This window comes from Parvibaculum sp., from assembly GCF_030651915.1.
Taxonomy (GTDB): Bacteria; Pseudomonadota; Alphaproteobacteria; order Parvibaculales; family Parvibaculaceae; genus Parvibaculum.
In genome coordinates this window covers 426,647-448,431 of sequence record NZ_JAUSBV010000002.1, presented here as the reverse complement: position 1 = coordinate 448,431, position 21,785 = coordinate 426,647, and the positions used below count along the sequence as shown (strand labels likewise).

Genomic DNA, 21,785 nt, shown 5'->3' with positions numbered 1-21,785 from the left:
TCAAGGCGATGCGCAAGAGGGATTGAGGAGCGGCCCTCACGCCATGCTGGAAATGGTCGAACGGAAGCGGGCCAGCGCGGCGGCGAAGAGCACCGTGCCGATCAGCGCCAGCGCCAGGAATTGCGGCCAGACGACCGAGAAGCCGGCGCCGCGATAGAGAATGGCCTGGGCCAGCATCACGAAATGCGTGTTGGGCGCGACCAGCATCAGGGTGCGGATCATGTCGGGCATGCTCTCGCGCGGCGTCATGCCGCCCGAGAGCATTTCGAGCGGCACCAGCACCAGGATGATCAGCAGGCCGAATTGCGGCATCGAGCGCGCGACGGTCGCGAGGAAGATGCCCATCGAGGTGGCCGCAAAAAGGTGGAACAGCGTGCCGGCGAGGAAGAGCGCCACCGAGCCCTCGATCGGCACCGCGAGAAGCCCCTGCACGACGAAGATCAGCGACAGACCGCAGGCGACGGCGACGACCAGCGCCATCGCCCAGAGCTTGGCGGTCATGATCTCGAAGGGGGTCACCGGCATGGCCAGCAGATGTTCGATGGTGCCGTGCTCGCGCTCGCGGATCAGCGCCGCACCGGTCAGCACGATGGCGAGCAGCGTCACATTGTTGATCACTTCCATGACCGAGCCGAACCACGACTTGTCGAGCCCCGGATTGAAGCGCGCCCGCAGGGCAAGCTCGACCGGCAGCTCGGTTTCGGCGCGGTAGCGCGCGGCGAAGCCCGCGACCTCGCCCGCGACGATCGACTGAATATAGCCGCTGTCGGCAAAGGCCTGGGTCATGCGCGTCGCATCGACATTGAGCTGGATCACGGGCGCGCGCCCCGCCAGCACGTCGCGCTGGAAATGGGGCGGAATGTTGAGGGCGAAGGTGTCGAGGCCCGCATCCATGCGCGCATCCATTTCGGCATGGTCGATCACCACGGGCGAAATGAAATAGGGCGGATAGAAGGCGTCCGCAATGCGGGCCGAAAGCGGCGAGCGGTCCTCGTCGACAATCGCGATCGAGGCCTTGTGCAGCGCCTCGGGCAGCGCGGTCGCCGCCGCATAGATCGCCAGCGTGAAGGCATAAACGATCAGCCCCAGCATGACCGGGTCGCGACCGAGGCTCCTGAGTTCCTTGACGCCGAGATGGAGGATGTTCGAAAGGCGCATCGGTTTCAGCGCTCCTGCTTTTTCAGCAGCACGACGCTGGCCGCGATCAGTACCGGCACCGCGATCAGCAACGGCACGAAGGCAGCCTGCAGATCGGCGAAACCGAGCGCCTTCGAAAAGGTGCCGCGCGAGATCGTCAGATAATGCGTGGTCGGATAGATCTGCCCGATCAGCGCCCCCATGCCCTCCAGCGAGGAAACAGGATCGGTCAGGCCCGAAAACTGCGCCGCCGGCAGGATCGTCAATATGGCGGTGCCGAAAATGGCCGCGATCTGGCTGCGCATGGCCGCCGAAATCAACAGGCCCATGGCGGTGGCCGAAAAGACATAGATCAGCGTCGCCGCCGTCAGGGTGAGGATGCTGCCGGTCAGCGGCACCTCGAAGAAGAACACCGCGAAGAGCACCAGCAGCAGGAAATTCAGCATCGCCAGCGCCACATAGGGCAGCTGCTTGCCGATCAGGAATTCGAGCCGCGTCACCGGCGTCACATAGAGATTGACGATCGAGCCGAGCTCCTTTTCGCGCACCACGCTGAGCGCCGCCAGCATCGACGGGATCAGCATCAGCAGCAGCGGAATGACGCCCGGGACCATCGCAACGAGGCTTTTGACATCCGGATTGTAGCGAAAGCGCGTTTCGATATCGACCAGCGCCGCCGGGGCGAGGCCCGCCTTCGCCGCCTGCATCTGCAGCCAGTGCAGATGCATGCCCTGGACATAGCCCTGCACGGTTTCGGCCCGTGTCGGCATGGCGCCGTCGATCCAGGCGCCGATTTCGACATGCCGCCCGCGCGCGATATCGCGGGCGAAACCCGGCGGGATTTCGAGGGCAAGGCTCAGTTCGCCGGCGCGCATGCGCCGGTCGAGATCGTCGTAATCGACAATTGCCGGCCGCTCGGTGAAATAGCGCGAGCCTGAAATGTTCAGCACATAGTCGCGGCTGGTCGTGGTGCGGTCGCGGTCGAGCACCGCGAAGGTCATGTCCTCGACATCGAAATTGATTCCGTAGCCGATCACGAACAGCAGCACCACGCTGCCGATCAGCGCCAGCGTGGCACGGACCGGATCGCGCCGCAGCTCCAGCGTCTCGCGTCGCGTATAGCTGAACATGCGGCGCGGATCGAAGAAGCGCCGGAAGGAGGTTCGGCCCGGCGCCGTGACGGGCGCGGCTTCGGGCATCGTTTCTTGCGCCGCCGCAGGCACGGCATCCGGCGCCGTCTCGGCAGCGCCGGCGCCGGCTTCCATCAGGCAGTCGACGAAAGCGTCTTCCAGCGTTTCGACGCCATGCGCCGCGGTGATGGCGGCCGGCGTGTCGCTGACCAGCACACGCCCCGCATGCATCAGCGAGATGCGGTCGCAGCGTTCGGCCTCGTTCATGAAATGGGTCGAGATGAAGATCGTCACCTTGTCGCGCCGCGCCAGCTCGACCAGCATGCGCCAGAAGCTGTCGCGCGCCACCGGATCGACGCCCGATGTCGGCTCGTCGAGGATCAGCATTTCCGGCCGGTGGATCATCGCGACCGCCAGCGACAGACGCTGGCGCCGGCCGAGCGGCAGATTGTCGGGCAGCACGTCGAGCACGTCGGCAAGATCGAAACGCTGCGTCATCTCCGCGATCCGCGCCGCGATCCCGGCCTCGGGCACCTGGAAAAGCCGCGCATGGAGCTCGAGATTCTGCCGCACCGTCAGTTCGGAATAGAGCGAGAAGCCCTGCGACATGTAGCCGACGCGGCGGCGGACGCCGATGCCGTCGCCATCGACCGGCTGGCCGAAAAGCCGGGCCTCGCCCTCGCTGGCAGTCAGCAGACCCGTCAGCACCTTCATGGTCGTCGTCTTGCCGCAGCCATTCGAGCCGAGAAAACCGAAGATCTCGCCGCGTCCGATCCGGAAACTCACTTTGTCGACGGCGACGAAATCGCCGAAGCGCATGGTGAGATCGCGCGCCTCGATTGCGACCTCGCCATCGGCATCGGGCGCGCGCGGCGGAATCTCGACCGGCCGGTGCGCGCGGCGCTTCGCCTCGGGCAGCAGCGCGATGAAGGCGGCCTCGAGCGAGGCCGCGCCGGTGCGCGCGCGCAGGTCCGAAGGCGTGCCGCTGGCCAGCACCCGGCCCGCATCCATCGCCACCAGCCAGTCGAAGCGCTCGGCCTCCTCCATATAGGCCGTCGCCACGACGACGCTCATCTGCGGACGCCCGGCCCTGATGCGCGCGATCAGCTCCCAGAAATGCCGGCGCGACAGCGGATCGACGCCGGTGGTGGGTTCGTCGAGGATCAGCAGGTCGGGATCGTGGATCAGCGCGCAGCAGAGACCGAGCTTCTGTTTCATCCCGCCCGAGAGCTTGCCGGCCGGCCGGCCGGCAAAGGGTGCGAGCCCGGTGCTGTCGAGCAGCGCCGCAATGCGGGCCTCGCGCTGCGCGCGGCCATGACCGAACAACCGTCCGAAGAAATCGATGTTCTCGAAGATCGACAGCGTCGGATAGAGATTCCGGCCGAGGCCCTGCGGCATATAGGCGATGCGCGGACCGACCGCATGACGATGCCGCGCGCGGCCCATGTCGCCGCCAAAGACCTCGACGCGGCCCTGCTGCAGCGCGCGGGCACCGGCAATCAGCGCCAGCAGGCTGGACTTGCCGACGCCGTCCGGCCCGATCAGCCCGACCATCCGCCCGGCCGGAATGTCGAGCGTGACGGCATCGAGCGCGCATTGCCGGCCATAGCGCAGCGTGACATCGTCCAGCCGCGCGACGGGCGCCTGCGCCGTCATTCCGGCAGCTTGATCTGCAACGCGGCCGGCCATTCGAGTCGCGGATCGAGGCGCACATAGGCCATGCCGGGCAGCCCCGTCTTGACGTCGCGAATATGCTTGTCGAGAAGCGCGGGATCGATCCGTGCCTTGATGCGGAACATCAGCTTCTCGCGTTCTTCGGCCGTTTCGACCGTCTTCGGCGTGAACTGCGCGACATCGGCCACGAAGGTCGCGCGCGCCGGAATGACATATTGCGGCGCCGCGTCGAGAACGAGATGCACCTCGGCCCCCAGCGCCACGCGGCCGGCATGTTCGGTCGGCAGGAAGAAGGTCATGTAGACGTCGCTGACATCGATGATGTTGAGCACCTTGCCGCCGGCCGCGATCACTTCGCCCGGCTGCACGACGCGATACTGCACCCGGCCGGCGCGCGGCGCCCTGAGCGTGCCGTCCTCGATCTCGGCATCGAGCCGCTCGACCGTGGCATGGCCCGCCTGGACGGCAGCCTCGGCGCCGACGACCTGCGAGCGGGCCGTGGCGATCGCCGCATCGGAGGCGGCGAGCTGGGCTTCCGCCGCGCTGACCGCCGCCTTGGCCGCCTGGAAGCGGGCACGATCATCGTCGAGCACCTGGCGTGAGGTGGTGCCGCGGGCGGCCAGTTGTTCGGTGCGGGTCAGACGGCTCTGCGCCGCATCGCGCTCGGCAACCCGCTGGGCGACCAGCGCCTCGACGGCCGATCTTTCGGCCTGGCGCTGCCGGACCTGGCTTTTGGCGCTCTCGACGCCGATCAGCGCCTGTTGCAACTGGGCCTCGGCCTGACGGAGCTGGGCGGCGAGCGAGGCCGTGTCCATCGTCACCAGCACCTGTCCGGCGGCGACGAAATCGCCCTCGTCGACCAGGATTTCCTGCACCCTTCCGGGCAACTTGGCCGCGATGTCGATCTCGACCGCCTCGATGCGCCCGTTGCCGCCGGCGAAACCTTCGGGCAGACCGCCATTGGTGAGGGACTGCCAGATGAAATAGCCCGCCACCGCGATGACAAGCGCCGCGCTCGCCCGCAGCAGATTGGTTCTGGTCGGATACCGCATTCAGGAAAGATACGCGTTTTCCGGCGCAAATCCACTGCGACACATGGCCGGTCCGGACCGCCGGCGCCGCGCCGCACTTGAACTTATGACAGTATTCATGCCAATATATTGGCGGCGCGGCCATACCGGCCGCCCTTCCAGGAATGGTGCGTCATGCAGGTTGTCAACGAAGTCTTCCCGAGCGATCCCGATCACATCCGCGAAATGATGGCGCCGGGCCCGAAAGGCCCGATTTTCATGGTCAACCTGCTGAAGTTCAAGGAGCGCGCCGAATACAAGGACGGGCGGCCCTGCGACCTGAGCGGCCGCGACGCCTATCAGATCTATGGCCGCGCCGTGTCGAAGCTGTTGCCGAAATTCGGCGGCGGCGCCTTTTTCGCCGCCGACGTGAGTTTTCTGGCGCTGGGCCAGGTCGAGGAACTCTGGGACGAAATCGCGATCGCAACCTATCCGACCCGCAAGGCGATGTTCGAGATGTCGATGTCGCCGGAATGGCAGGAGATTTCGGTGCATCGCGATGCCGGCCTGAAAGGCCAGCTCAACATCGAAACGGTGTTGCAGGATGGCGTGCTGGGCCGGCTGCAGCCGCTGCTCGAAGCGATCACCAGGGGCTGACACGGATGGAAGTGCTGCGCACGCCCGACGAACGTTTCGCCAGGCTCGAAGGCTATGATTTCGCGCCGCATTACCACAATGTACGCGATGAAGACGGCACGGCGCTGCGCATTCATTATGTCGATGAAGGCCCGCGCGATGCCGCGCCGATCCTGCTGATGCATGGCAATCCGACCTGGGCCTATCTCTATCGAAAGATGATCCCGGTGCTGACGGCGGCCGGCCACCGCGTCATCGCGGTCGACCTTGTCGGCTGCGGGCGCTCCGACAAGCCGGCGGCGAAAGCCGACTACACGCTGGCGCGCCACTACGACTGGATGTCGAAATGGCTGACCGGGATGGACCTCAAGGACATCACCCTCTTCTGCCAGGACTGGGGCGGTACGATCGGCCTCTATCTGGTGTCGAAATATCCCGAGCGCTTCGCCCGCGTGATTGCGTCCAACACCGGCCTGCCAACGGGCGAGGGCGAAAGCGAGTTCATGAAAATGTGGGTCGGCATGATGCGCGCGGCGACGCGTTTTCCGCTGGCCGAAATGCTGCCGCCCGGCATGGTGCATGAAATCACCGCCGGCGAGCTTGCGGCCTATATCGCGCCCTTCCCGTCCGACGCCTATATGGCCGGCATCGTTTCCTTTCCGCTGCTGATCGCGGTGCAACCCGACAATCCGGGTGTGCCCTTGAACCGCGAAGCCTGGAAAAACCTCGAACGTTTCGACAAGCCCTTCCTGACGCTGTTCGGCGCGCTCGATCCGGTGGCCAAGGGCGCCGACAAGGCGATGCAGAAGCGCATTCCGGGCGCGAAGGGCCAGCCGCATCATGTTTTTCCGCAGGCGCATCATTTCATTCAGGAAGACGTGCCGGCTGAACTCTGCGAGCATATTCTGCGTTTTATCGCCGCAACGTAACGATCGGCGCACAAGGGGAGACGCGAGATGACGGGATTGAAGAAATGGCAGGCTTATGCGCTCGCCGGCGTGGTGGCGCTGACAGCCGTTGCCGGCACCGCCTTTGTCTTCCGCAAGGACCTGATCCTCTATTTCGTCGCCACGCGGGCGCGCGACGCAACCGTGGTGCTGCCCAATCGCGACATTCTCTGGCAGCAGGGACCGGAAGTCGCCGCCGAAGCGGCCGGCAAGCGCCCGCCCAACATCGTCTTCATTCTGGCCGACGATCTCGGCTTCAACGACATCAGCTATTTCGGCGGCGGCGCCGCGGACGGCATTGTGCAGACGCCGCATATCGATTCAATCGCCAGGAACGGCGCCAATTTCACCCGCGCCTATTCCGGCACGGCCGCCTGCGCGCCCTCGCGCGCGGCGCTGCTGACCGGCCGCTACGGCACGCGCACCGGCTTCGAGTTCACGCCGACGCCACCCGGCATGACGCGGATCATGGATCTTTTCTACAATGACGGCAGCAGGCGGCACGAAATGCTCTTCGACGCCGAAGCCGTCAAGCGCCAGCCGCCCTTCGCCGAACAGGGATTGCCGGGTTCGGAAATCACGCTCGCCGAAGCCTTGAAACCGCGCGGCTATCACAACATTCATATCGGCAAGTGGCATCTCGGCAATTCGGAAGAGTTCCGGCCCAACGCGCAGGGCTTCGACGAAACCGTGATGCTGGAAAGCGGGCTCTTTCTGCCCGAAGACAGCCCCGATGTCGTCAACGCCAAACTGCCCTTCGATCCGATCGACCAGTTTCTCTGGGCCCGCATGCGCTATGCGACGTCTTACAACGGCAGCGAGTGGTTCGAGCCGAAAGGCTATCTGACCGATTATTATACCGACGAGGCGGTGAAGGCGATCGAGGCCAACCGCAACCGCCCCTTCTTCCTCTATCTGGCGCATTGGGCCGTTCACACGCCTTTGCAGGCATCGAGAGAAGACTACGACGCGCTGGCCGAAATCGAGGATGAGCGGCTGCGCGTCTACGGCGCGATGATCCGCGCGCTCGACCGCAGCGTCGGCCGCGTGCTCGCGGCGCTGAAGGATAACGGCCTCGACGACAACACCATCGTGATCTTCTCCAGCGACAATGGCGGACCCGGCTATATCGGCATTCCGGACGTCAACGCGCCTTTCCGCGGCTGGAAGCTGACCTTTTTCGAAGGTGGCATTCGCGTGCCCTTTTTCGTGCAATGGCCCGGCACGATCGCACCGGGGACGACGCGCGAAACGCCGGTCGCCCATATCGATCTCTTCCCGACCCTCGTGACGGCGGCGGGCGGCGACCTGCCGGACGACCGCGTCATCGACGGTGTCGACCTGCTGCCCTATGCGGGCGATGCCGGCGCCGCGCCCGACCGGGCGCTCTTCTGGCGCAATGCCTATTACCGCGTGGTGCAGAAGGACGGCTGGAAGTTGCAGGTGACGACGAAGCCCGAGCGGACCTGGCTGTTCAATCTCAATGAGGATCCGACTGAAAAGGTCAATCTCGCCGAGCTCTATCCCGAGCGCGTGGCGGAAATGACCGGATTGCTCGACGCCCATGACGCGACGCAGCGCGAACCGCTGTTCCCGGCGGTCGGCGAAATGCCGGTGACGATCGACAAGACGCTGGAGGAAGAAGCGACCGAGGACGACGAATATATCTACTGGGCGGGCTGAACGCCGCTGCCGGAAACCAAAGCGCTATATCGACCGGAGAACCAGCATGGCGGCCCTTCTGCCCGACAGCACCAACGCGGCCTATCGCGGACATCCCGTCGCGCCTTGGGGGCTGACGCTGCTCGGCATTCTGACGGTCGGGCCGGGCGCCATCCACGCCTTCCTGCCCGATGGCGGCGCCGGCGTGATCGCCGGCCTCGACCTGACGCATAATGCGAACACGATCATCGGCGTTTTTGCCTGGGTCGGCGCGACGCAGATCGTCTGGGGCCTGACGATGCTGGCGGTGTCATGGCGCTACCGCAGCCTGGTGCCGCTGCTGCTGGCATTGATTTTGGTCGAGCGGACGATCATCGCGCTCAACCAATGGGTGTTCAAACCGGGCGACGGCCCCGACCGGCCGCCGGAGGCTTACGCAACGCTTGTCATCATTCCGGTCGTCGCTGTGCTGCTGGCGCTGGCGCTGAAGAAGCGGGCTTAAGGTTTTTCGCAGGCCGCCCGCAGTTCCTCCTCGACGACCCAGAGCCGGTCCTGGCCCCAATGCATCGCCCCGCCTTCGACGCGGAAGGACGGCACGCCCCAGGCGCCGCCGGCGAACATGTCGGCGCGGTTCTGCTCGGCGACCTCGCGCCAGGACGGATCGGCCAGCGCCTTTTCGACAAAGGCGGCATCGAGCCCCGCCCGTGCGGCAAACCGGATGAGGCCCGTGTCGGACGCTGCGTCGATCCCTTCGGCAAAGACGCCCTGCAGGAAGGATTGCGCGAAAGCCGCCCCCTTGCCGGCCGGGATTGCGTGATGCAGCACCGCGAGCCCGCGTTCGGTGCCGGCGCCGACCGGATCGGCGACGCGACCGAAGGGAAGCCCGAGACGCTCGGCCTCGCGCTTGCAGTCGCGCACGATATAGAGCTGCTTGGCCAGCGGCACCGGCAACCCGCGCATCACCATCGGCAACACGAAGCGCCAGCGGAGATCGGCGCCGTAATGCGCCGCTAGTTTCGTCACACGCTCGATGGCCAGGTATGTGTAGGGGCTGCGGAAGGAAATGAAGGCCTCGAAAACCGGCGCGCGCGCGGGCGCCTTCACCGGCTTGAGCGTCACTTCGCGGCGCGGCGCGATGAAACCTTTCGGCGCATCGGCGCGGCGGAAGGGCACCAGCCGCTGTTCGAGAAAATCGAGCCGGTCGAGGCCCCAATACCACTCGCCCTCGAAAGAGAAGACCGCGCCGAGATAATGACCGAGCTTGCGGCGCAAGCGGTCGCCTGCGGCCAGCGCCTTGGGGCTGGCATCGGGCGCGAGCGCCGAAATGTCGGCATCGAGCGAAAATCCGGCTAGCCGCGCCGACAAGCCCGCATCGCGCAGCCCATAGGCCTTCAGCATGTCGGGCTCGGGCGCCGCTGCCATGTCGGGCGCGGAAACCGCATGCACCTCGACCTCGACATCGTAGCGCGCCCGCAACAGCGGCACTGCCTGGATGGCCAGCACGCTGTAGGGATCGCCCGCCTGATGGAAATAATGGATGACCGGCCGCCGCCCGGAAAGCCGCCGCATCAGGGCATGACGCCGGCGCCCCAAGGCCCGGAGGCGCGGACTGGTGATCAATGCGGACACCCTGGTTGCAATCTTCGTCCGCATCGCCCGCCCCGATTTAATTGTTGGCATTAATAATGCCAATAGTGGTCAGCGGAGACCCGCCTGTCAATGTCGGGCACAGCGCCGGCCGGCACGATCGACGTCGCATTCTTGAAGACTCTCGCCTTGAAGAAGCCCACGATGGCCGGAGATCGGCCCCGACCGGCGTCCTGGCCCTTCAGCTTGTATTCCAAAAAATTGGCTTGTTTTTAGCGTGGAGCGCGGTATATTTTAATTAGAATAATTATAATATAAGATCGCGCAACCCGAGGCAAAGGAGGAAAGGCAGATGAGCAAGACAGCAGGCGGCAAGTGCCCGGTGATGCATGGCGGCGCCACGACCACGGGCACATCGAACATGGAATGGTGGCCGAACGCCCTCAATCTCGACATTCTCCACCAGCACGACAGCAAGACCAATCCGCTGGGCAAGGACTTCAACTACCGCGAAGAGCTGAAGAAGCTCGACTTTGCGGCGCTGAAGAAAGACATGCATGCGCTGATGACCGACAGCCAGGACTGGTGGCCCGCCGACTGGGGCCATTACGGCGGCTTGATGATCCGTCTCGCCTGGCACTCGGCCGGTTCCTATCGCCTCGCCGACGGGCGCGGCGGCGGCGGCGCCGGCAATATCCGCTTCGCCCCCCTCAATTCCTGGCCGGACAATGGCAATCTCGACAAGGCGCGGCGCCTGCTCTGGCCGCTCAAGAAGAAATACGGCAACAAGGTCAGCTGGGCCGATCTGATCATCCTAGCCGGCACCATCGCCTATGAATCGATGGGCCTGAAGACCTTCGGCTTCGGCTTCGGCCGCGAGGACATCTGGCATCCCGAAAAGGACACCTATTGGGGCGCCGAAAAGGAATGGCTCGGCCGCAGCCGCTATGAAAGCGACGACAAGCCGGATTCGCTCGAGAACCCGCTGGCTGCCGTGCAGATGGGCCTGATCTACGTCAATCCCGAAGGCGTCGGCGGCAAGCCCGACCCGCAAAAGACCGCGCTTGAAGTGCGCGAAACCTTCAAGCGCATGGCGATGGACGACGAGGAAACCGCGGCGCTGACGGCAGGCGGCCACACCGTCGGCAAGGCGCATGGCAATGGCGATGCGGCCAATCTCGGGCCGGCGCCTGAGGGCGGCGCACCGGAAGATCAGGGCTTTGGCTGGCTCAACAAGAAGACGCGCGGCGTCGGCAACAACGCCGTGACCAGCGGCCTCGAAGGCGCCTGGACCACCGACCCGACCAAATGGGACATGGGTTATTTCAAGCTGCTGTTTGGCTATGACTGGGAACTGAAGAAATCCCCGGCCGGCGCCTGGCAGTGGGAACCGGTCAACATCAAGGAAGAAGACAAGCCGCTCGATGCCGAGAACCCGGCGGTGCGTCACAATCCGATCATGACCGATGCCGACATGGCGATGAAGGTCGACCCGATCTACAACAAGATCTGCCAGAAGTTCATGGCCGATCCGGACTATTTCGCCGACACTTTCGCGCGGGCCTGGTTCAAGCTGACCCATCGCGACATGGGACCGCGCGCGCGTTATGTCGGCCCCGACGTGCCGAAGGAAGAGCTGATCTGGCAGGATCCGATCCCCGCCGGACGCAAGGATTACGACGTCGCCGCCGTCAAGGCGAAGATCGCCGCGAGCGGGCTTTCGACGGCCGAGATGGTCGCCACCGCCTGGGACAGTGCCCGCACCTATCGCGGCTCCGACATGCGCGGCGGCGCCAATGGCGCCCGCATCCGCCTTGCCCCCCAGAAGGACTGGGAAGCCAATGAACCGGCGCGGCTGAAGAAAGTGCTGGCCGCGCTCGAACCGATCGCCAAGGCAACCGGCACAAGCCTTGCCGACGTCATCGTGCTCGCCGGCAATCTCGGCGTCGAGCAGGCGGCGAAAGCGGCGGGCGTCAATGTGACGGTGCCCTTCGCGCCCGGCCGCGGCGACGCGACCGACGCGCAGACGGATGCCGCTTCCTTCGACGTGCTGGAACCGCTGGCCGACGGCTATCGCAACTTCCTGAAGAAGGGCTACGCGGTGACGCCGGAAGAACTGATGCTCGACCACACGCAGCTTCTCGGGCTGACGGCCGCGGAGATGACCGCGCTGGTCGGCGGCATGCGCGTGATCGGCACCAATCATGGCGGCACCAAACACGGTGTCTTCACCGACCGCCCCGGCGCGTTGACCAACGACTTCTTCGTCAACCTGACCGATATGGGCAACAAGTGGGAGCCGAAGGGTTCGAACCTCTATGACATCGTCGACCGCAAGTCCGGCGCGACGAAATGGACGGCCACCCGCGCCGACCTCGTCTTCGGTTCGAACTCGATCCTGCGCGCTTACGCCGAAGTCTATGCGCAGGACGACGCCAAGGAGAAGTTTGTGAAGGACTTCGTCGCGGCCTGGACGAAGGTGATGAACGCCGATCGCTTCGACCTCGCGGCCTGATACTCGGGCTTGCGTTTAGCAACATGCGCCGTCCCCGGATGATCCGGGGGCGGCGTTTTTTGTTGGAGCCAGCGTATTAAATGACAAGCATCTATGGCGAAGGAAACGTCCCGGCGGGGAGCGCGCGTTCCTCTATCCACGCGATGCTCTCCGACCTCCTGCCCTCCGTCTCGATGAATGCTTTCACGGCCACCCATGCATCCTCATAGGGAATGAACAAGCCGACCGGCAGCAACGTGTCATGGAGGTTGCGCACATGCTCGCCGAGACGCGAAATGTCGCCGCTGGAATAGTAGGTCTCGTTATTGCCACCACCCCATTTGCGCCAGGTGAGCTGCACGCCGAGTCCCGGATGTCCCCACATGTCGAGATAGATCGTGATGCGTCGCGGGTCGGCCGGACCGAAATGGCCGGTGCCGTCGACGCCTTCGGCCGTCAGGCCGGCACTGTCGTTCCGCGTCTCGAAGAACCACCGCTTCCCGGGAGGGGCGAGAAAATAAGGCGCAATCTCCTCCGGATCCGGCCAGCCCTCGCGAAAACGGGAGGCAAAATAACTGTGCTTTCTCATGGTCCCTGCCACTCCCAAAAGCCATCGCCGCGACCCACATGGCGAATTCGATTTGAAAACACAGCATAGCGCGTTGAAAATCGGTCGGCATGAACGCGATTCAGCTACCGCAGGGTGCGATCTATCTGCCGGACTTCGTCACCGCCGCCGAGGAACGCGAACTCGTCGGCACGCTCGACACCGGCGAATGGAACACCGAGATGAAGCGGCGCGTGCAGCATTTCGGCTGGCGCTACGACTACCGCGCCCGCGCAGTGACCGCCGATGCTTTTCTCGGCACCCTCCCGGACTGGCTGTCGCCGGTCTGCGCGCGGCTGAAAACCGGAACGGCATTCGGGCGCCATCCGGATCAGATGATCGCCAATGAATATCTGCCGGGACAGGGCATCAGCGCGCATGTCGATTGCGTGCCCTGCTTCGCCGACCGGATTGCGTCGCTGAGCCTGCTGTCGGCCTGCGAGATGCGATTTCGTCATCGAGAGAACGGCGAAAAGCATGCGCTCATTCTCGAACCGCGCGCACTGCTGATCCTGACCGGTGCGGCGCGTTACGACTGGACGCATGAAATCCCGGCACGCGCGACCGACATTGTCGACAGCAAGAGGCTACCGCGCGGGCGGCGTGTCTCGATGACGTTCCGCAATGTGCGGAGAGGCGGTTGAGCGGGATGCAGGCCATCCTGAAGCCGGTCGGAGATAGGGTAGGATTGGCGAAAACAGGCTTTGGCCTGTTTTCAGAGAAACCTCTTCATCGCCGCGGCCTTGCCGGAACCTGATTTGAAATAGCGTTCGAGTTCGCGCTATCAGCCCGCGACCGGCAATATCATCGGAGGGCCAGCTTTAGCTTCCGGGTCTAGCCTCGGTGAGTGAATATCGCGGCGATGAGCAGCAGTTCCCCGGAGAAGCCTGCGGCCAAACGCGCCTGATGCCACTTCCACCAGGTATCCCGGAACATCTGCCACCCGTCGGGCGGGACTGCCCCCCATGTCATGATGACGGCGTTGATCGGCTGATTGCCAAAGCGCGTGATCAGCGCGGCCGCTACCATTCCAACGGCCGCCGCGATGTAGAGCCAGCGCGATTGTGGCATTCCGCGTCCGAGCCAAGCCAACGTCACGGCGACCAATATGCAGGCAAGACCCATCGAGGGCAGCAATACGTTGAGCCCGCGGACGGCCCCTTGATGCACCTCGACGAAGGTCGCCGGCGAAAAGGTCGCGGGATTGTAGCCGCCCCAGATTCCGAACATCGAACCCACTATGAGAGAAATCAGCAGCAGGCCGAGGACCTGCAGAGCCGTCGTCATCGTTGGCATGTCGCAAACTCCTTCGCTCAGCAGCCCGTTTCATCAGGCGGTCTGGAATTGATATAGTGACAGCGTATTAATTGCAGTATATATGTATCCAAATGACACAACCCGTCAAGCCCAGACGAAAATATCGCTCGGTTCACCGTGCCGCCCAGGCGTCCGATACGCGCGCCGCCGTGCTCTCGGCAGCCCAGGACCTCTTCATCCGGGAGGGTTGGCAAAAGGCCACCATCGCCGCCATTGCCCGGCGGGCGGGCGTTTCCGTCGAGACGATCTATGCCGGATTTGGCAGCAAGTTCGCTCTTCTAGAGGCGGTCGTCGTCGCGTCGGTTCGCGGTCTCCAGCCGGGAACCGCCCTCATGGATCAGGCTGGACCGCGCGCAGTATTGGAGGCGCTTGATCAACGCAGCCAAATCGCGCTCTTTGCCAAGGACATTGTCGAGGTCCTCCGACGCGTTGCGCCGCTGATGGCCGTGGTTCGCGCCGCAGCAGAATCTGAACCGGCGTTGAAAGAACTTTATGTTGGGCTGCATCGAGGCCGCACACTCAATCTTGCGATACTCGTCGATGCCCTGCTCAGGCACGGGCCACTCAGAATCGATCGCGACACTGCCATAGCGAGCCTTGTCCGGCTGGCCAGTCCCGAGCTCTTCTTGTTCGTAACGAACGTGGAAGGCCTTTCACCCGCGCAATACGCCACCTGGCTGACCGACGCTCTTGTGGCTTTGTTGCTGCCCTAGGTTCGCTCGACAGGGCGAAGGCGCATCGCTGCGGTCGGCTCTTGCGCAGGCCGGCGGACATGCCGTCATGCTCGAACCGCGCGCGCTGCTGATCCTGACCGGTGCGGCGCGCTACGACTGGACGCATGAAACCCCGGCGCGCATGGCCGACATTGTCGAGGGCAAGAAGCGACCACGCGGACGGCGCATCTCGATGACGTTCCGCAATGTGCTGAGAGGCGGTTGAGCGACGATTGCGGACGACCCGGAAGGGGTCGAAGAGAGGGTGGGATTGGCGAAAACAGGCTTTGGCCTGTTTTCGTCCTTAACCTGACGGCTTAGCGGTAGAGCGGCCAAGCCGCTCGCCCCAAAACGCTGGCGCGTTTTGTCGAACCTAGGTTCTCGCCGCATCCGCTCTTCCGCCACTAAAAAGGGCCCCCATGAAGGGGCCCCTTTTTAGTGGCGGAGAGGGTGGGATTCGAACCCACGGTACCCTTGCGAGCACGCCGCATTTCGAGTGCGGTACTTTCAACCACTCAGCCACCTCTCCGCAGAGGACGGGCCGGACCGTAAAGGCCGCCCGCATGGTCGAAACGGCGCGGAATGTAGACGCGGGCGGCGCGCGGCACAAGGCTTTCTCGCCCCTGATTTCAGGCCCATAGGTGAAGCGCGCCCTGCCTGCTAGACTCATTTCCCATGAGCGGCACCGAGGCAGACCCCGACGACCATCCGAAACCGAAGGCCGCGTTGCGGCGGCTTGGGCGGTTCACGCTTTCACGGCCTCGGGCGTCGTCACCGGCCTGCTGGCGATCGCGGCGCTGATCGCCGGCGATCTCCATCTGGCGCTGCTCTGGCTCGGCGCCGCGCTGATCATCGACGGCTTCGACGGGCCGATGGCCCGCAAGGTCCGCGTCAGCGAATATGCGCCGCGCTTCGACGGCGCCGTGCTCGACCTCGTGATCGACTATCTGACCTATACGGTGATCCCGGCGCTGCTGATCTACCGTTTCGGCATGGTGCCGCCCGGCTGGGAAATCCCGGCCGCCGCCTTCATCATGACGACCTCGCTTTATTGCTTCGGCAATCGCGAGATGAAGACCAGCGACAATTATTTCTCGGGCTTCCCGGCGGTCTGGAACCTGGTGGTGCTTTATTTCTTCATTGCCGGCAGCGGCCCATGGATCAATCTGGCGGTAATCGGGGCCCTGGGCATCCTGACCTTCGTACCGCTGAAATTCGTCCACCCGTTCCGGGTCGAGGCGCTCCGGCCCCTGACGCTGGCCATGACGGCGCTCTGGACCGGTCTGGCGCTCTGGCTGGTGCTGGCCAGCACCCCGGCACTGGCGCCCGCCGAGGCCGCGCCCGCGGCTTTCTGGGGCTTCTGGGCGGTCTCGCTCTATTTTCTGGTTCTCTGCGTCAAGCGCACGGCCGACGACCTGAAAGCGGCTGAAAAGCCCTGAAATCAAGCCCTTCCGCGGCTTGACAGGCCATCTTCCCCCTGTATATTGCCCGCCAATTCGGCCCGTGCCGCTTTCAAGGGTGGCGCGTCGGGCTTTTTTCGTTACATGGTGGGTTAAGCGATGTTCGCAGTCATCCGGACCGGCGGCAAACAATACAAGGTCGCAAAAGACGATGTGCTCGAAATCGAGCGGATCGAGGCGAAGGCCGGCGACAAGATCGATCTCGGCGATGTGCTGATGGTCGGCGGCGAAGGTGCGCCGAAAGTCGGCAGCCCGCTCGTTCAGGGCGCCACAGTGAAGGCCGAAGTGGTCGAACAGACCCGCGGGCCGAAGCTGACGATCTTCAAGAAGCGTCGCCGTCAGAATTATCGCCGCAAGAACGGCCACCGCCAGGACCTGACGCTGGTCAGGATCCTCGACATCGCCGGCTAAGCGGCAGGGAGTAGAGACACATGGCTCACAAAAAGGCAGGCGGTTCCTCCCGCAACGGTCGCGACAGCGCCGGCCGCCGTCTCGGCGTCAAGAAGTTCGGCGGCGAGAACGTCATTTCCGGCAACATCATCGTACGCCAGCGCGGCACCAAGGTGCATCCGGGCGACAATGTCGGCATCGGCAAGGATCACACGATTTTCGCGACCCGCGAGGGCACCGTCGAGTTCCGCAAGCGCAAGAACGGCCGCGCCTTCGTGTCGGTCGTCCCGGCGGCGATGCCGTCGAACGCGGCGGATTGATCGCGGGGTGAACGCCACCTCGCAAGGTGGCGACCATCGAAATACGAAAGGGAGATGGGCCGCCATCTCCCTTTTTTCGTGCCCTTTCGGGGTTGGAAGGAATTCCCCGATGCAGGAAGAACTGAGAACGGAAAGATTGCTGCTGCGGCCGCTGCGCGACGACGACGCTGCAAGGCTGGCCGCGCTGGCCAATAACTGGAATGTCGCCCGGATGCTTGCGCGCATGCCCTTTCCCTACACGCTCGACATGGCGCATGAATGGATTGCGCGACAGACGGCGATGCGCCAGGAGGGTGAGGAGTTCGGCTATGCGGTGACCGATGGCGATGGTTTCGTCGGCGGTTGCGGCGTTCAGGCCCATGCCGACGGCACGCATGAGATCGGCTACTGGATCGGCGAGCCCTTCTGGAACCGCGGCTATGCAACCGAGGCGGCGCGCGCCGTACTGACGGACGCGGTCGTCCGCTTCGGTGCGGAAACGATCATCTCCGGTCACTTTGCCGAGAACCATGCCTCGGGCCGCGTGCTGACGAAACTGGGCTTCCGCTATACTGGCGAGGAGCACCGCTGGTGCGTGGCGCGGCAGGAAAATCTGCGCTGCCTGACCATGCGGCTGGCGCGAACGGACGTGTAGGATGGAACGGATACTGGATACCGCGCGTTTGCAGCTGCGGCAATTCACGGCGAGCGACGCCGAACGCATGCATGAGATCAAGTCCAACTGGAACGTGATCAGGATGCTACGCCTTGCTCCCTATCCATCGACGCTCGACAACTGCCGTGAGTGGATCGCCCAGATTTCCGGCGAATGGGAACGCGGCGAAGCCTACCGGTTTGCGGTCGTTCACAAGAACACAATGATCGGATGCACCGACATCGACGAGCTGCGTGAAGGCCGGGGCGAGCTCGGATACTGGTTCGACCAGATGAGCTGGGGGCGGGGTTTCGCCTCGGAGGCGGCGGAAGCAGTAGTTGCATTTGCATTCGACGAGCTGGGATTGACCCTGATCGAATCCGGCCACGCATCTGACAATCCTGCCTCGGGGCACATACTGGAGAAACTTGGTTTCCGGCGCATCGGGGAAAGTACGATCTGGTCCAACCCGCGCGGCGCCGAGATCGAACAATACAGTTACGCTCTCCATCGCGAGAAATGGGATCGCCAATGAAATTTCTCGACCAGGCGAAAATCTTTATCCGTTCGGGCAATGGCGGCGCTGGCGCCGTCAGCTTCCGGCGCGAGAAGTTCATCGAATATGGCGGACCCGACGGCGGCGATGGCGGCCGCGGCGGCTCGGTCGTGATCGAATGCGTCGAGGGTCTCAACACGCTGATCGATTACCGTTTCCAGCAGCATTACAAGGCCAAGACCGGCATGCATGGCATGGGCAAGAACCGCTCCGGCGCCAATGGCGCCGATGTGGTGCTGAAGGTGCCCGCCGGGACGCAGGTGTTCGAGGAAGACGGCGAGACGCTGATCGCCGACATGACCGAACTGGGCCAGCGCATCGTGCTCGCCAAGGGCGGCAATGGCGGCTTCGGCAATGCCTATTTCAAGAGCTCGACCAACCAGTCGCCGCGCCACGCCAATCCCGGTCAGGACGGGATCGAGAAATGGATCGTGCTGCGGCTGAAGCTGATCGCGGACGCCGGTCTTGTCGGGCTGCCCAATGCCGGCAAGTCGACCTTCCTCGCCGCCGTCAGCGCCGCCAAACCGAAAATCGCCGACTATCCTTTCACCACGCTCAATCCCGGTCTCGGCGTCGTCACCGTCGATACGCGCAGCTTCGTGCTGGCCGATATTCCGGGCCTGATCGAAGGCGCGCATGAAGGCGCCGGCCTCGGCGATCGTTTTCTCGGCCATCTCGAACGTTGCAGCATCCTGATCCATCTGGTCGACGGGACGCAGGACGATGTGGCGGAAGCCTATGAGGTGATTCGCGGCGAGATCGAAGCCTATGGCGCCGGCCTCGAGGACAAGCCCGAAATTCTCTCCCTCAACAAGGCCGATGCGCTGACCGAAGAGGAACGCGCCGAGAAGAAGCAGCGGCTGGAAGAAGTGAGCGGCGGCAAGGTGCATCTCCTGTCGGGCGTTTCGGGCGAGGGCGTGACCGCCGTGCTGCGGCTCGTTGCCGATGCGATCGCGGAAAACCGGGCGCGCGAACGCAAGGCCGAAGCGCAGGACGAGGACGAAGAGGGCTGGAAGCCATGAGCACCTCATATCTCGCGCAAGCGCAGCGCGTTGTCGTCAAGATCGGCTCGGCGCTCTTGACCGATGCCGAAACCGGCAAGCTCAACCGCACCTGGTTGCAGGCGCTGGTCGAAGATGTGGCGCGCATGCGGGCGCGCGGCCAGGAAGTGCTGATCGTTTCTTCCGGCGCCATTTCGCTCGGCCGGCGCGCGCTGAAGCTGGCGCCCGGCAAGCTGAAGCTCGAGGAAAGCCAGGCCGCCGCCGCGGTCGGCCAGATCGGGCTTGCGCATGCGTTCCAGGAAATGTTGTCGGCCTATGGCCATTCCTGCGCGCAGATTCTGGTGACGCTGGAAGACACCGAAGAGCGCCGCCGCTATCTCAATGCCCGCTCGACCATCTCGACACTGCTGAAACTCGGCGCGGTACCCGTCATCAACGAGAACGACACGGTGGCGACGACCGAAATCCGCTATGGCGACAATGATCGCCTCGCCGCCCGCGTCGCCAGCATGATGTCGGCCGATTGCCTGGTCCTGCTTTCCGATGTCGACGGCCTCTACACGGCACCGCCCCATCTGCCCGGCGCGACGCATCTGCCGGAAATCGCCGAGATCACGCCCGAAATCGAAGCGATGGCCGGCGGCGCCGCCAGCGAGTATTCGCGCGGCGGCATGAAAACGAAACTCGCGGCCGCCCGCATCGCCACCGAAGGCGGTGCCCGCATGGCGATTGCCGACGGCCGCCGTCTGCATCCGCTGCAAGCCGTCGAGGAAGGCGCGCGCTGCACCTGGTTCGCCGCCCATTCGACGCCCTATGCGGCGCGCAAGCGCTGGATCTCGGGATCGCTGAAAAGCCTCGGCACGCTGGTGATCGATGACGGCGCCGTCAAGGCGCTGGTGCAGGGCCGCAGCCTGCTGCCGGCCGGCGTCGTTGCGGTCGACGGCACGTTCGACCGCGGCGACGCGGTCAGCGTGCGCGACGGCGCGGGCCGCGAAATCGCCAGCGGCCTCGTTGCCTATTCAAGTGCCGATGCGCGACAGATCGCCGGTCATTCGAGTGGTGAAATCGAGGAATTGCTTGGTTATTCCGGTCGCGCCGAAATGATCCATCGCGACGATCTGGTGCTGAAGAAAAGCTGAGACCGTTGAAACCGGCGCGGCGGCCTGAGATACTTCGCGAGGCCGCGTGCAGAGGAAGGGGACCGCCCCATGACGATCGTGAAAATGAGCACGGAAAAGCAGGACGTCGCCGCCCTGATGGCCGGGATCGGCCGCGCCGCGCGCGCCGCCGCGACCACGCTCGCGCGCATCCCGACCAAGCAGAAAGACGCCGCGCTGCTGGCCGCCGCCATGGCCGTGCGCGCCAATGTCGACGACATTCTGACCGCCAATGCCGACGACGTGTCGGATGCCGTGAAAAATGGTCTGGCGCCCGCGATGATCGACCGTCTGACACTCGACACGAAACGCGTCGAGGCGATTGCCCGCGCGCTGGAGGAAATCGCCGCCCTGCCCGATCCCGTCGGCACCAAGATCGCCGAATGGGACCGCCCCAACGGCTTGCATATCGAGCGCGTCCGCACACCGCTCGGTGTCATCGGCATCATTTATGAAAGCCGCCCCAATGTGACGGCCGATGCCGGCGCGCTCTGCCTGAAATCCGGCAACGCGGCGATCCTGCGCGGCGGCTCGGAAGCCCTGCGTTCAAGCAAGGCGATCCATGCCGCACTGCTCGAAGGCATCATCGCGGCCGGCCTGCCCGAAGCGGCCATCCAGCTGGTTCCGGTCGCTGATCGCGGCGCCGTCGGCGAAATGCTGCGCGGGCTTGACGGTCATCTCGATGTCATCGTGCCGCGCGGTGGCAAGAGCCTTGTTGCCCGTGTGCAGGATGAGGCACGCGTGCCGGTCTTCGCCCATCTCGAAGGGATCTGCCATGTCTATGTCGACCGCGACGCCGATCTCGACATGGCGCGCAACATCGTTCTGAATTCGAAGCTGCGGCGCACCGGCATTTGCGGCGCCGCCGAAACGCTGCTGGTCGACGAGGCCTGTGCCGCGACACATCTGAAGCCGCTGGTCGAGGCGCTGCTGGCCGCGGGCTGCGAGGTGCGCGGCGACGCCGCCACGCGCGCTGTCGACACGCGTGTCAAACCGGCAACGGAAGAAGACTGGATCACCGAATATCTCGACGCCATCATCGCGGTGCGCGTGGTCGGTGGCATCGATGCAGCGATGGCGCATATCGTCGAATACGGTTCGGCACATACCGAAGCGATCGTGACGGGAAATGCGGCGACGGCGCGCCGTTTCCTGACCGAACTCGACAGCGCCATCCTGCTGCACAATGCCTCGACACAATTTGCCGATGGCGGCGAGTTCGGCATGGGTGCCGAGATCGGCATCGCCACCGGCAAGTTCCATGCGCGCGGGCCGGTCGGCGTCGAGCAACTGACCAGTTTCAAATACATGGTGCGCGGCAACGGCCAGGTGCGGCCCTGACAGACAAACGCA

The 21,785-nt window shown here is 64.4% G+C and carries 22 protein-coding genes and 1 tRNA gene; 16 read left to right on the top strand and 7 right to left on the bottom strand.

Features of this window, described 5'->3' with window-relative positions; all coding sequences use genetic code 11:
• Window positions 1-36: 36 nt before the first annotated feature.
• From Q7V31_RS02660 to Q7V31_RS02650, 3 genes are read right to left on the bottom strand one after another with little or no spacing between them, the layout of a single operon-like run.
• Window positions 37-1,158 (bottom strand): ABC transporter permease, encoded by a 1,122-nt coding sequence (locus Q7V31_RS02660; RefSeq protein WP_304732267.1) that lies wholly within the window; start codon window positions 1,156-1,158, stop codon window positions 37-39.
• 5 nt (window positions 1,159-1,163) lie between these two features.
• Window positions 1,164-3,923 carry a ribosome-associated ATPase/putative transporter RbbA gene (gene rbbA, locus Q7V31_RS02655; protein WP_304732266.1) on the bottom strand — a complete coding sequence of 920 codons (2,760 nt, stop codon included), beginning with the start codon at window positions 3,921-3,923 and terminating at the stop codon, window positions 1,164-1,166.
• Complete coding sequence (locus tag Q7V31_RS02650) at window positions 3,920-4,993, bottom strand: HlyD family secretion protein (RefSeq protein ID WP_304732265.1); 1,074 nt, start codon at window positions 4,991-4,993, stop codon at window positions 3,920-3,922. Before Q7V31_RS02650 ends, rbbA begins: the two co-directional genes overlap by 4 nt.
• Before the next feature lie 153 nt (window positions 4,994-5,146).
• On the opposite strand from Q7V31_RS02650, the gene Q7V31_RS02645 reads away from it, so the two are divergent.
• The 4 genes from Q7V31_RS02645 to Q7V31_RS02630 are packed head-to-tail and all read left to right on the top strand — an operon-like array spanning window position 5,147 to window position 8,698.
• Window positions 5,147-5,608 (top strand): DUF1330 domain-containing protein, encoded by a 462-nt coding sequence (locus Q7V31_RS02645; protein ID WP_304732264.1) that lies wholly within the window; start codon window positions 5,147-5,149, stop codon window positions 5,606-5,608.
• A 5-nt stretch (window positions 5,609-5,613) separates the two neighbouring features.
• Window positions 5,614-6,516: a haloalkane dehalogenase gene (locus Q7V31_RS02640; RefSeq protein ID WP_304732263.1), complete on the top strand. Its 903-nt coding sequence runs from the start codon at window positions 5,614-5,616 to the stop codon at window positions 6,514-6,516.
• Between the two features lie 27 nt (window positions 6,517-6,543).
• Window positions 6,544-8,217 carry a sulfatase gene (locus Q7V31_RS02635; protein ID WP_304732262.1) on the top strand — a complete coding sequence of 558 codons (1,674 nt, stop codon included), beginning with the start codon at window positions 6,544-6,546 and terminating at the stop codon, window positions 8,215-8,217.
• Window positions 8,218-8,263: 46 nt separating this feature from the next.
• The gene (locus Q7V31_RS02630) at window positions 8,264-8,698 is read left to right on the top strand and encodes a hypothetical protein (protein ID WP_304732261.1); all 435 of its coding nucleotides are present in this window, start codon (window positions 8,264-8,266) and stop codon (window positions 8,696-8,698) included.
• Here the strand turns inward: Q7V31_RS02630 and Q7V31_RS02625 are convergent.
• A complete protein-coding gene (locus tag Q7V31_RS02625; RefSeq protein ID WP_304732260.1) occupies window positions 8,695-9,765 on the bottom strand; it encodes a DsbA family protein in 1,071 nt (356 codons plus the stop codon). The two genes, Q7V31_RS02630 and Q7V31_RS02625, sit on opposite strands and share 4 nt — an antisense overlap.
• Before the next feature lie 370 nt (window positions 9,766-10,135).
• Here Q7V31_RS02625 and katG point away from each other — a divergent pair, with 370 nt between their 5' ends.
• Entirely contained in the window at window positions 10,136-12,298 is a 2,163-nt protein-coding gene (katG, locus tag Q7V31_RS02620) for a catalase/peroxidase HPI (protein ID WP_304732259.1), read from the top strand.
• 91 nt (window positions 12,299-12,389) lie between these two features.
• On the opposite strand, the gene Q7V31_RS02615 is transcribed toward katG, so the two are convergent.
• The gene (locus Q7V31_RS02615) at window positions 12,390-12,866 is read right to left on the bottom strand and encodes a hypothetical protein (protein WP_304732258.1); all 477 of its coding nucleotides are present in this window, start codon (window positions 12,864-12,866) and stop codon (window positions 12,390-12,392) included.
• 89 nt (window positions 12,867-12,955) lie between these two features.
• Between Q7V31_RS02615 and Q7V31_RS02610 the strand changes: the two genes are divergently transcribed.
• Window positions 12,956-13,528, top strand: coding sequence for an alpha-ketoglutarate-dependent dioxygenase AlkB (locus tag Q7V31_RS02610; protein ID WP_304732257.1), 573 nt, complete (start codon window positions 12,956-12,958; stop codon window positions 13,526-13,528).
• Between the two features lie 190 nt (window positions 13,529-13,718).
• On the opposite strand, the gene Q7V31_RS02605 is transcribed toward Q7V31_RS02610, so the two are convergent.
• On the bottom strand, window positions 13,719-14,180 hold the full coding sequence (locus Q7V31_RS02605; protein WP_304732256.1) for an anthrone oxygenase family protein: 462 nt from the start codon (window positions 14,178-14,180) through the stop codon (window positions 13,719-13,721).
• 92 nt (window positions 14,181-14,272) lie between these two features.
• Between Q7V31_RS02605 and Q7V31_RS02600 the strand changes: the two genes are divergently transcribed.
• Together Q7V31_RS02600 and Q7V31_RS02595 are read left to right on the top strand one after the other, a co-directional pair.
• Window positions 14,273-14,914 carry a TetR/AcrR family transcriptional regulator gene (locus tag Q7V31_RS02600; RefSeq protein WP_304732255.1) on the top strand — a complete coding sequence of 214 codons (642 nt, stop codon included), beginning with the start codon at window positions 14,273-14,275 and terminating at the stop codon, window positions 14,912-14,914.
• 67 nt (window positions 14,915-14,981) lie between these two features.
• On the top strand, window positions 14,982-15,140 hold the full coding sequence (locus tag Q7V31_RS02595) for a hypothetical protein (protein WP_304732254.1): 159 nt from the start codon (window positions 14,982-14,984) through the stop codon (window positions 15,138-15,140).
• A gap of 213 nt (window positions 15,141-15,353) precedes the next feature.
• Here the strand turns inward: Q7V31_RS02595 and Q7V31_RS02590 are convergent.
• A tRNA-Ser gene (locus tag Q7V31_RS02590) sits at window positions 15,354-15,443 on the bottom strand.
• A gap of 112 nt (window positions 15,444-15,555) precedes the next feature.
• Here Q7V31_RS02590 and Q7V31_RS02585 point away from each other — a divergent pair.
• The 8 genes from Q7V31_RS02585 (at window position 15,556) to Q7V31_RS02550 (ending at window position 21,773) form a co-directional block, all read left to right on the top strand.
• Window positions 15,556-16,353, top strand: a complete 798-nt coding sequence (locus tag Q7V31_RS02585; protein ID WP_304732253.1) for a phosphatidylcholine/phosphatidylserine synthase — start codon at window positions 15,556-15,558, stop codon at window positions 16,351-16,353.
• A gap of 120 nt (window positions 16,354-16,473) precedes the next feature.
• Window positions 16,474-16,785 (top strand): 50S ribosomal protein L21, encoded by a 312-nt coding sequence (gene rplU / locus Q7V31_RS02580; protein WP_304732252.1) that lies wholly within the window; start codon window positions 16,474-16,476, stop codon window positions 16,783-16,785.
• Window positions 16,786-16,805: 20 nt separating this feature from the next.
• A complete protein-coding gene (rpmA, locus tag Q7V31_RS02575) occupies window positions 16,806-17,084 on the top strand; it encodes a 50S ribosomal protein L27 (protein WP_304732251.1) in 279 nt (92 codons plus the stop codon).
• 109 nt (window positions 17,085-17,193) lie between these two features.
• Entirely contained in the window at window positions 17,194-17,718 is a 525-nt protein-coding gene (locus tag Q7V31_RS02570; RefSeq protein WP_304732250.1) for a GNAT family N-acetyltransferase, read from the top strand.
• Between the two features lies 1 nt (window position 17,719).
• Window positions 17,720-18,253 carry a GNAT family N-acetyltransferase gene (locus tag Q7V31_RS02565; protein WP_304732249.1) on the top strand — a complete coding sequence of 178 codons (534 nt, stop codon included), beginning with the start codon at window positions 17,720-17,722 and terminating at the stop codon, window positions 18,251-18,253.
• The gene (obgE, locus tag Q7V31_RS02560; protein ID WP_304732248.1) at window positions 18,250-19,296 is read left to right on the top strand and encodes a GTPase ObgE; all 1,047 of its coding nucleotides are present in this window, start codon (window positions 18,250-18,252) and stop codon (window positions 19,294-19,296) included. Before Q7V31_RS02565 ends, obgE begins: the two co-directional genes overlap by 4 nt.
• Window positions 19,293-20,414 carry a glutamate 5-kinase gene (gene proB, locus Q7V31_RS02555; RefSeq protein ID WP_304732247.1) on the top strand — a complete coding sequence of 374 codons (1,122 nt, stop codon included), beginning with the start codon at window positions 19,293-19,295 and terminating at the stop codon, window positions 20,412-20,414. Before obgE ends, proB begins: the two co-directional genes overlap by 4 nt.
• 69 nt (window positions 20,415-20,483) lie before the next feature.
• Window positions 20,484-21,773: a glutamate-5-semialdehyde dehydrogenase gene (locus Q7V31_RS02550; RefSeq protein ID WP_304732246.1), complete on the top strand. Its 1,290-nt coding sequence runs from the start codon at window positions 20,484-20,486 to the stop codon at window positions 21,771-21,773.
• The last annotated feature ends 12 nt before the right edge of the window (window positions 21,774-21,785 follow it).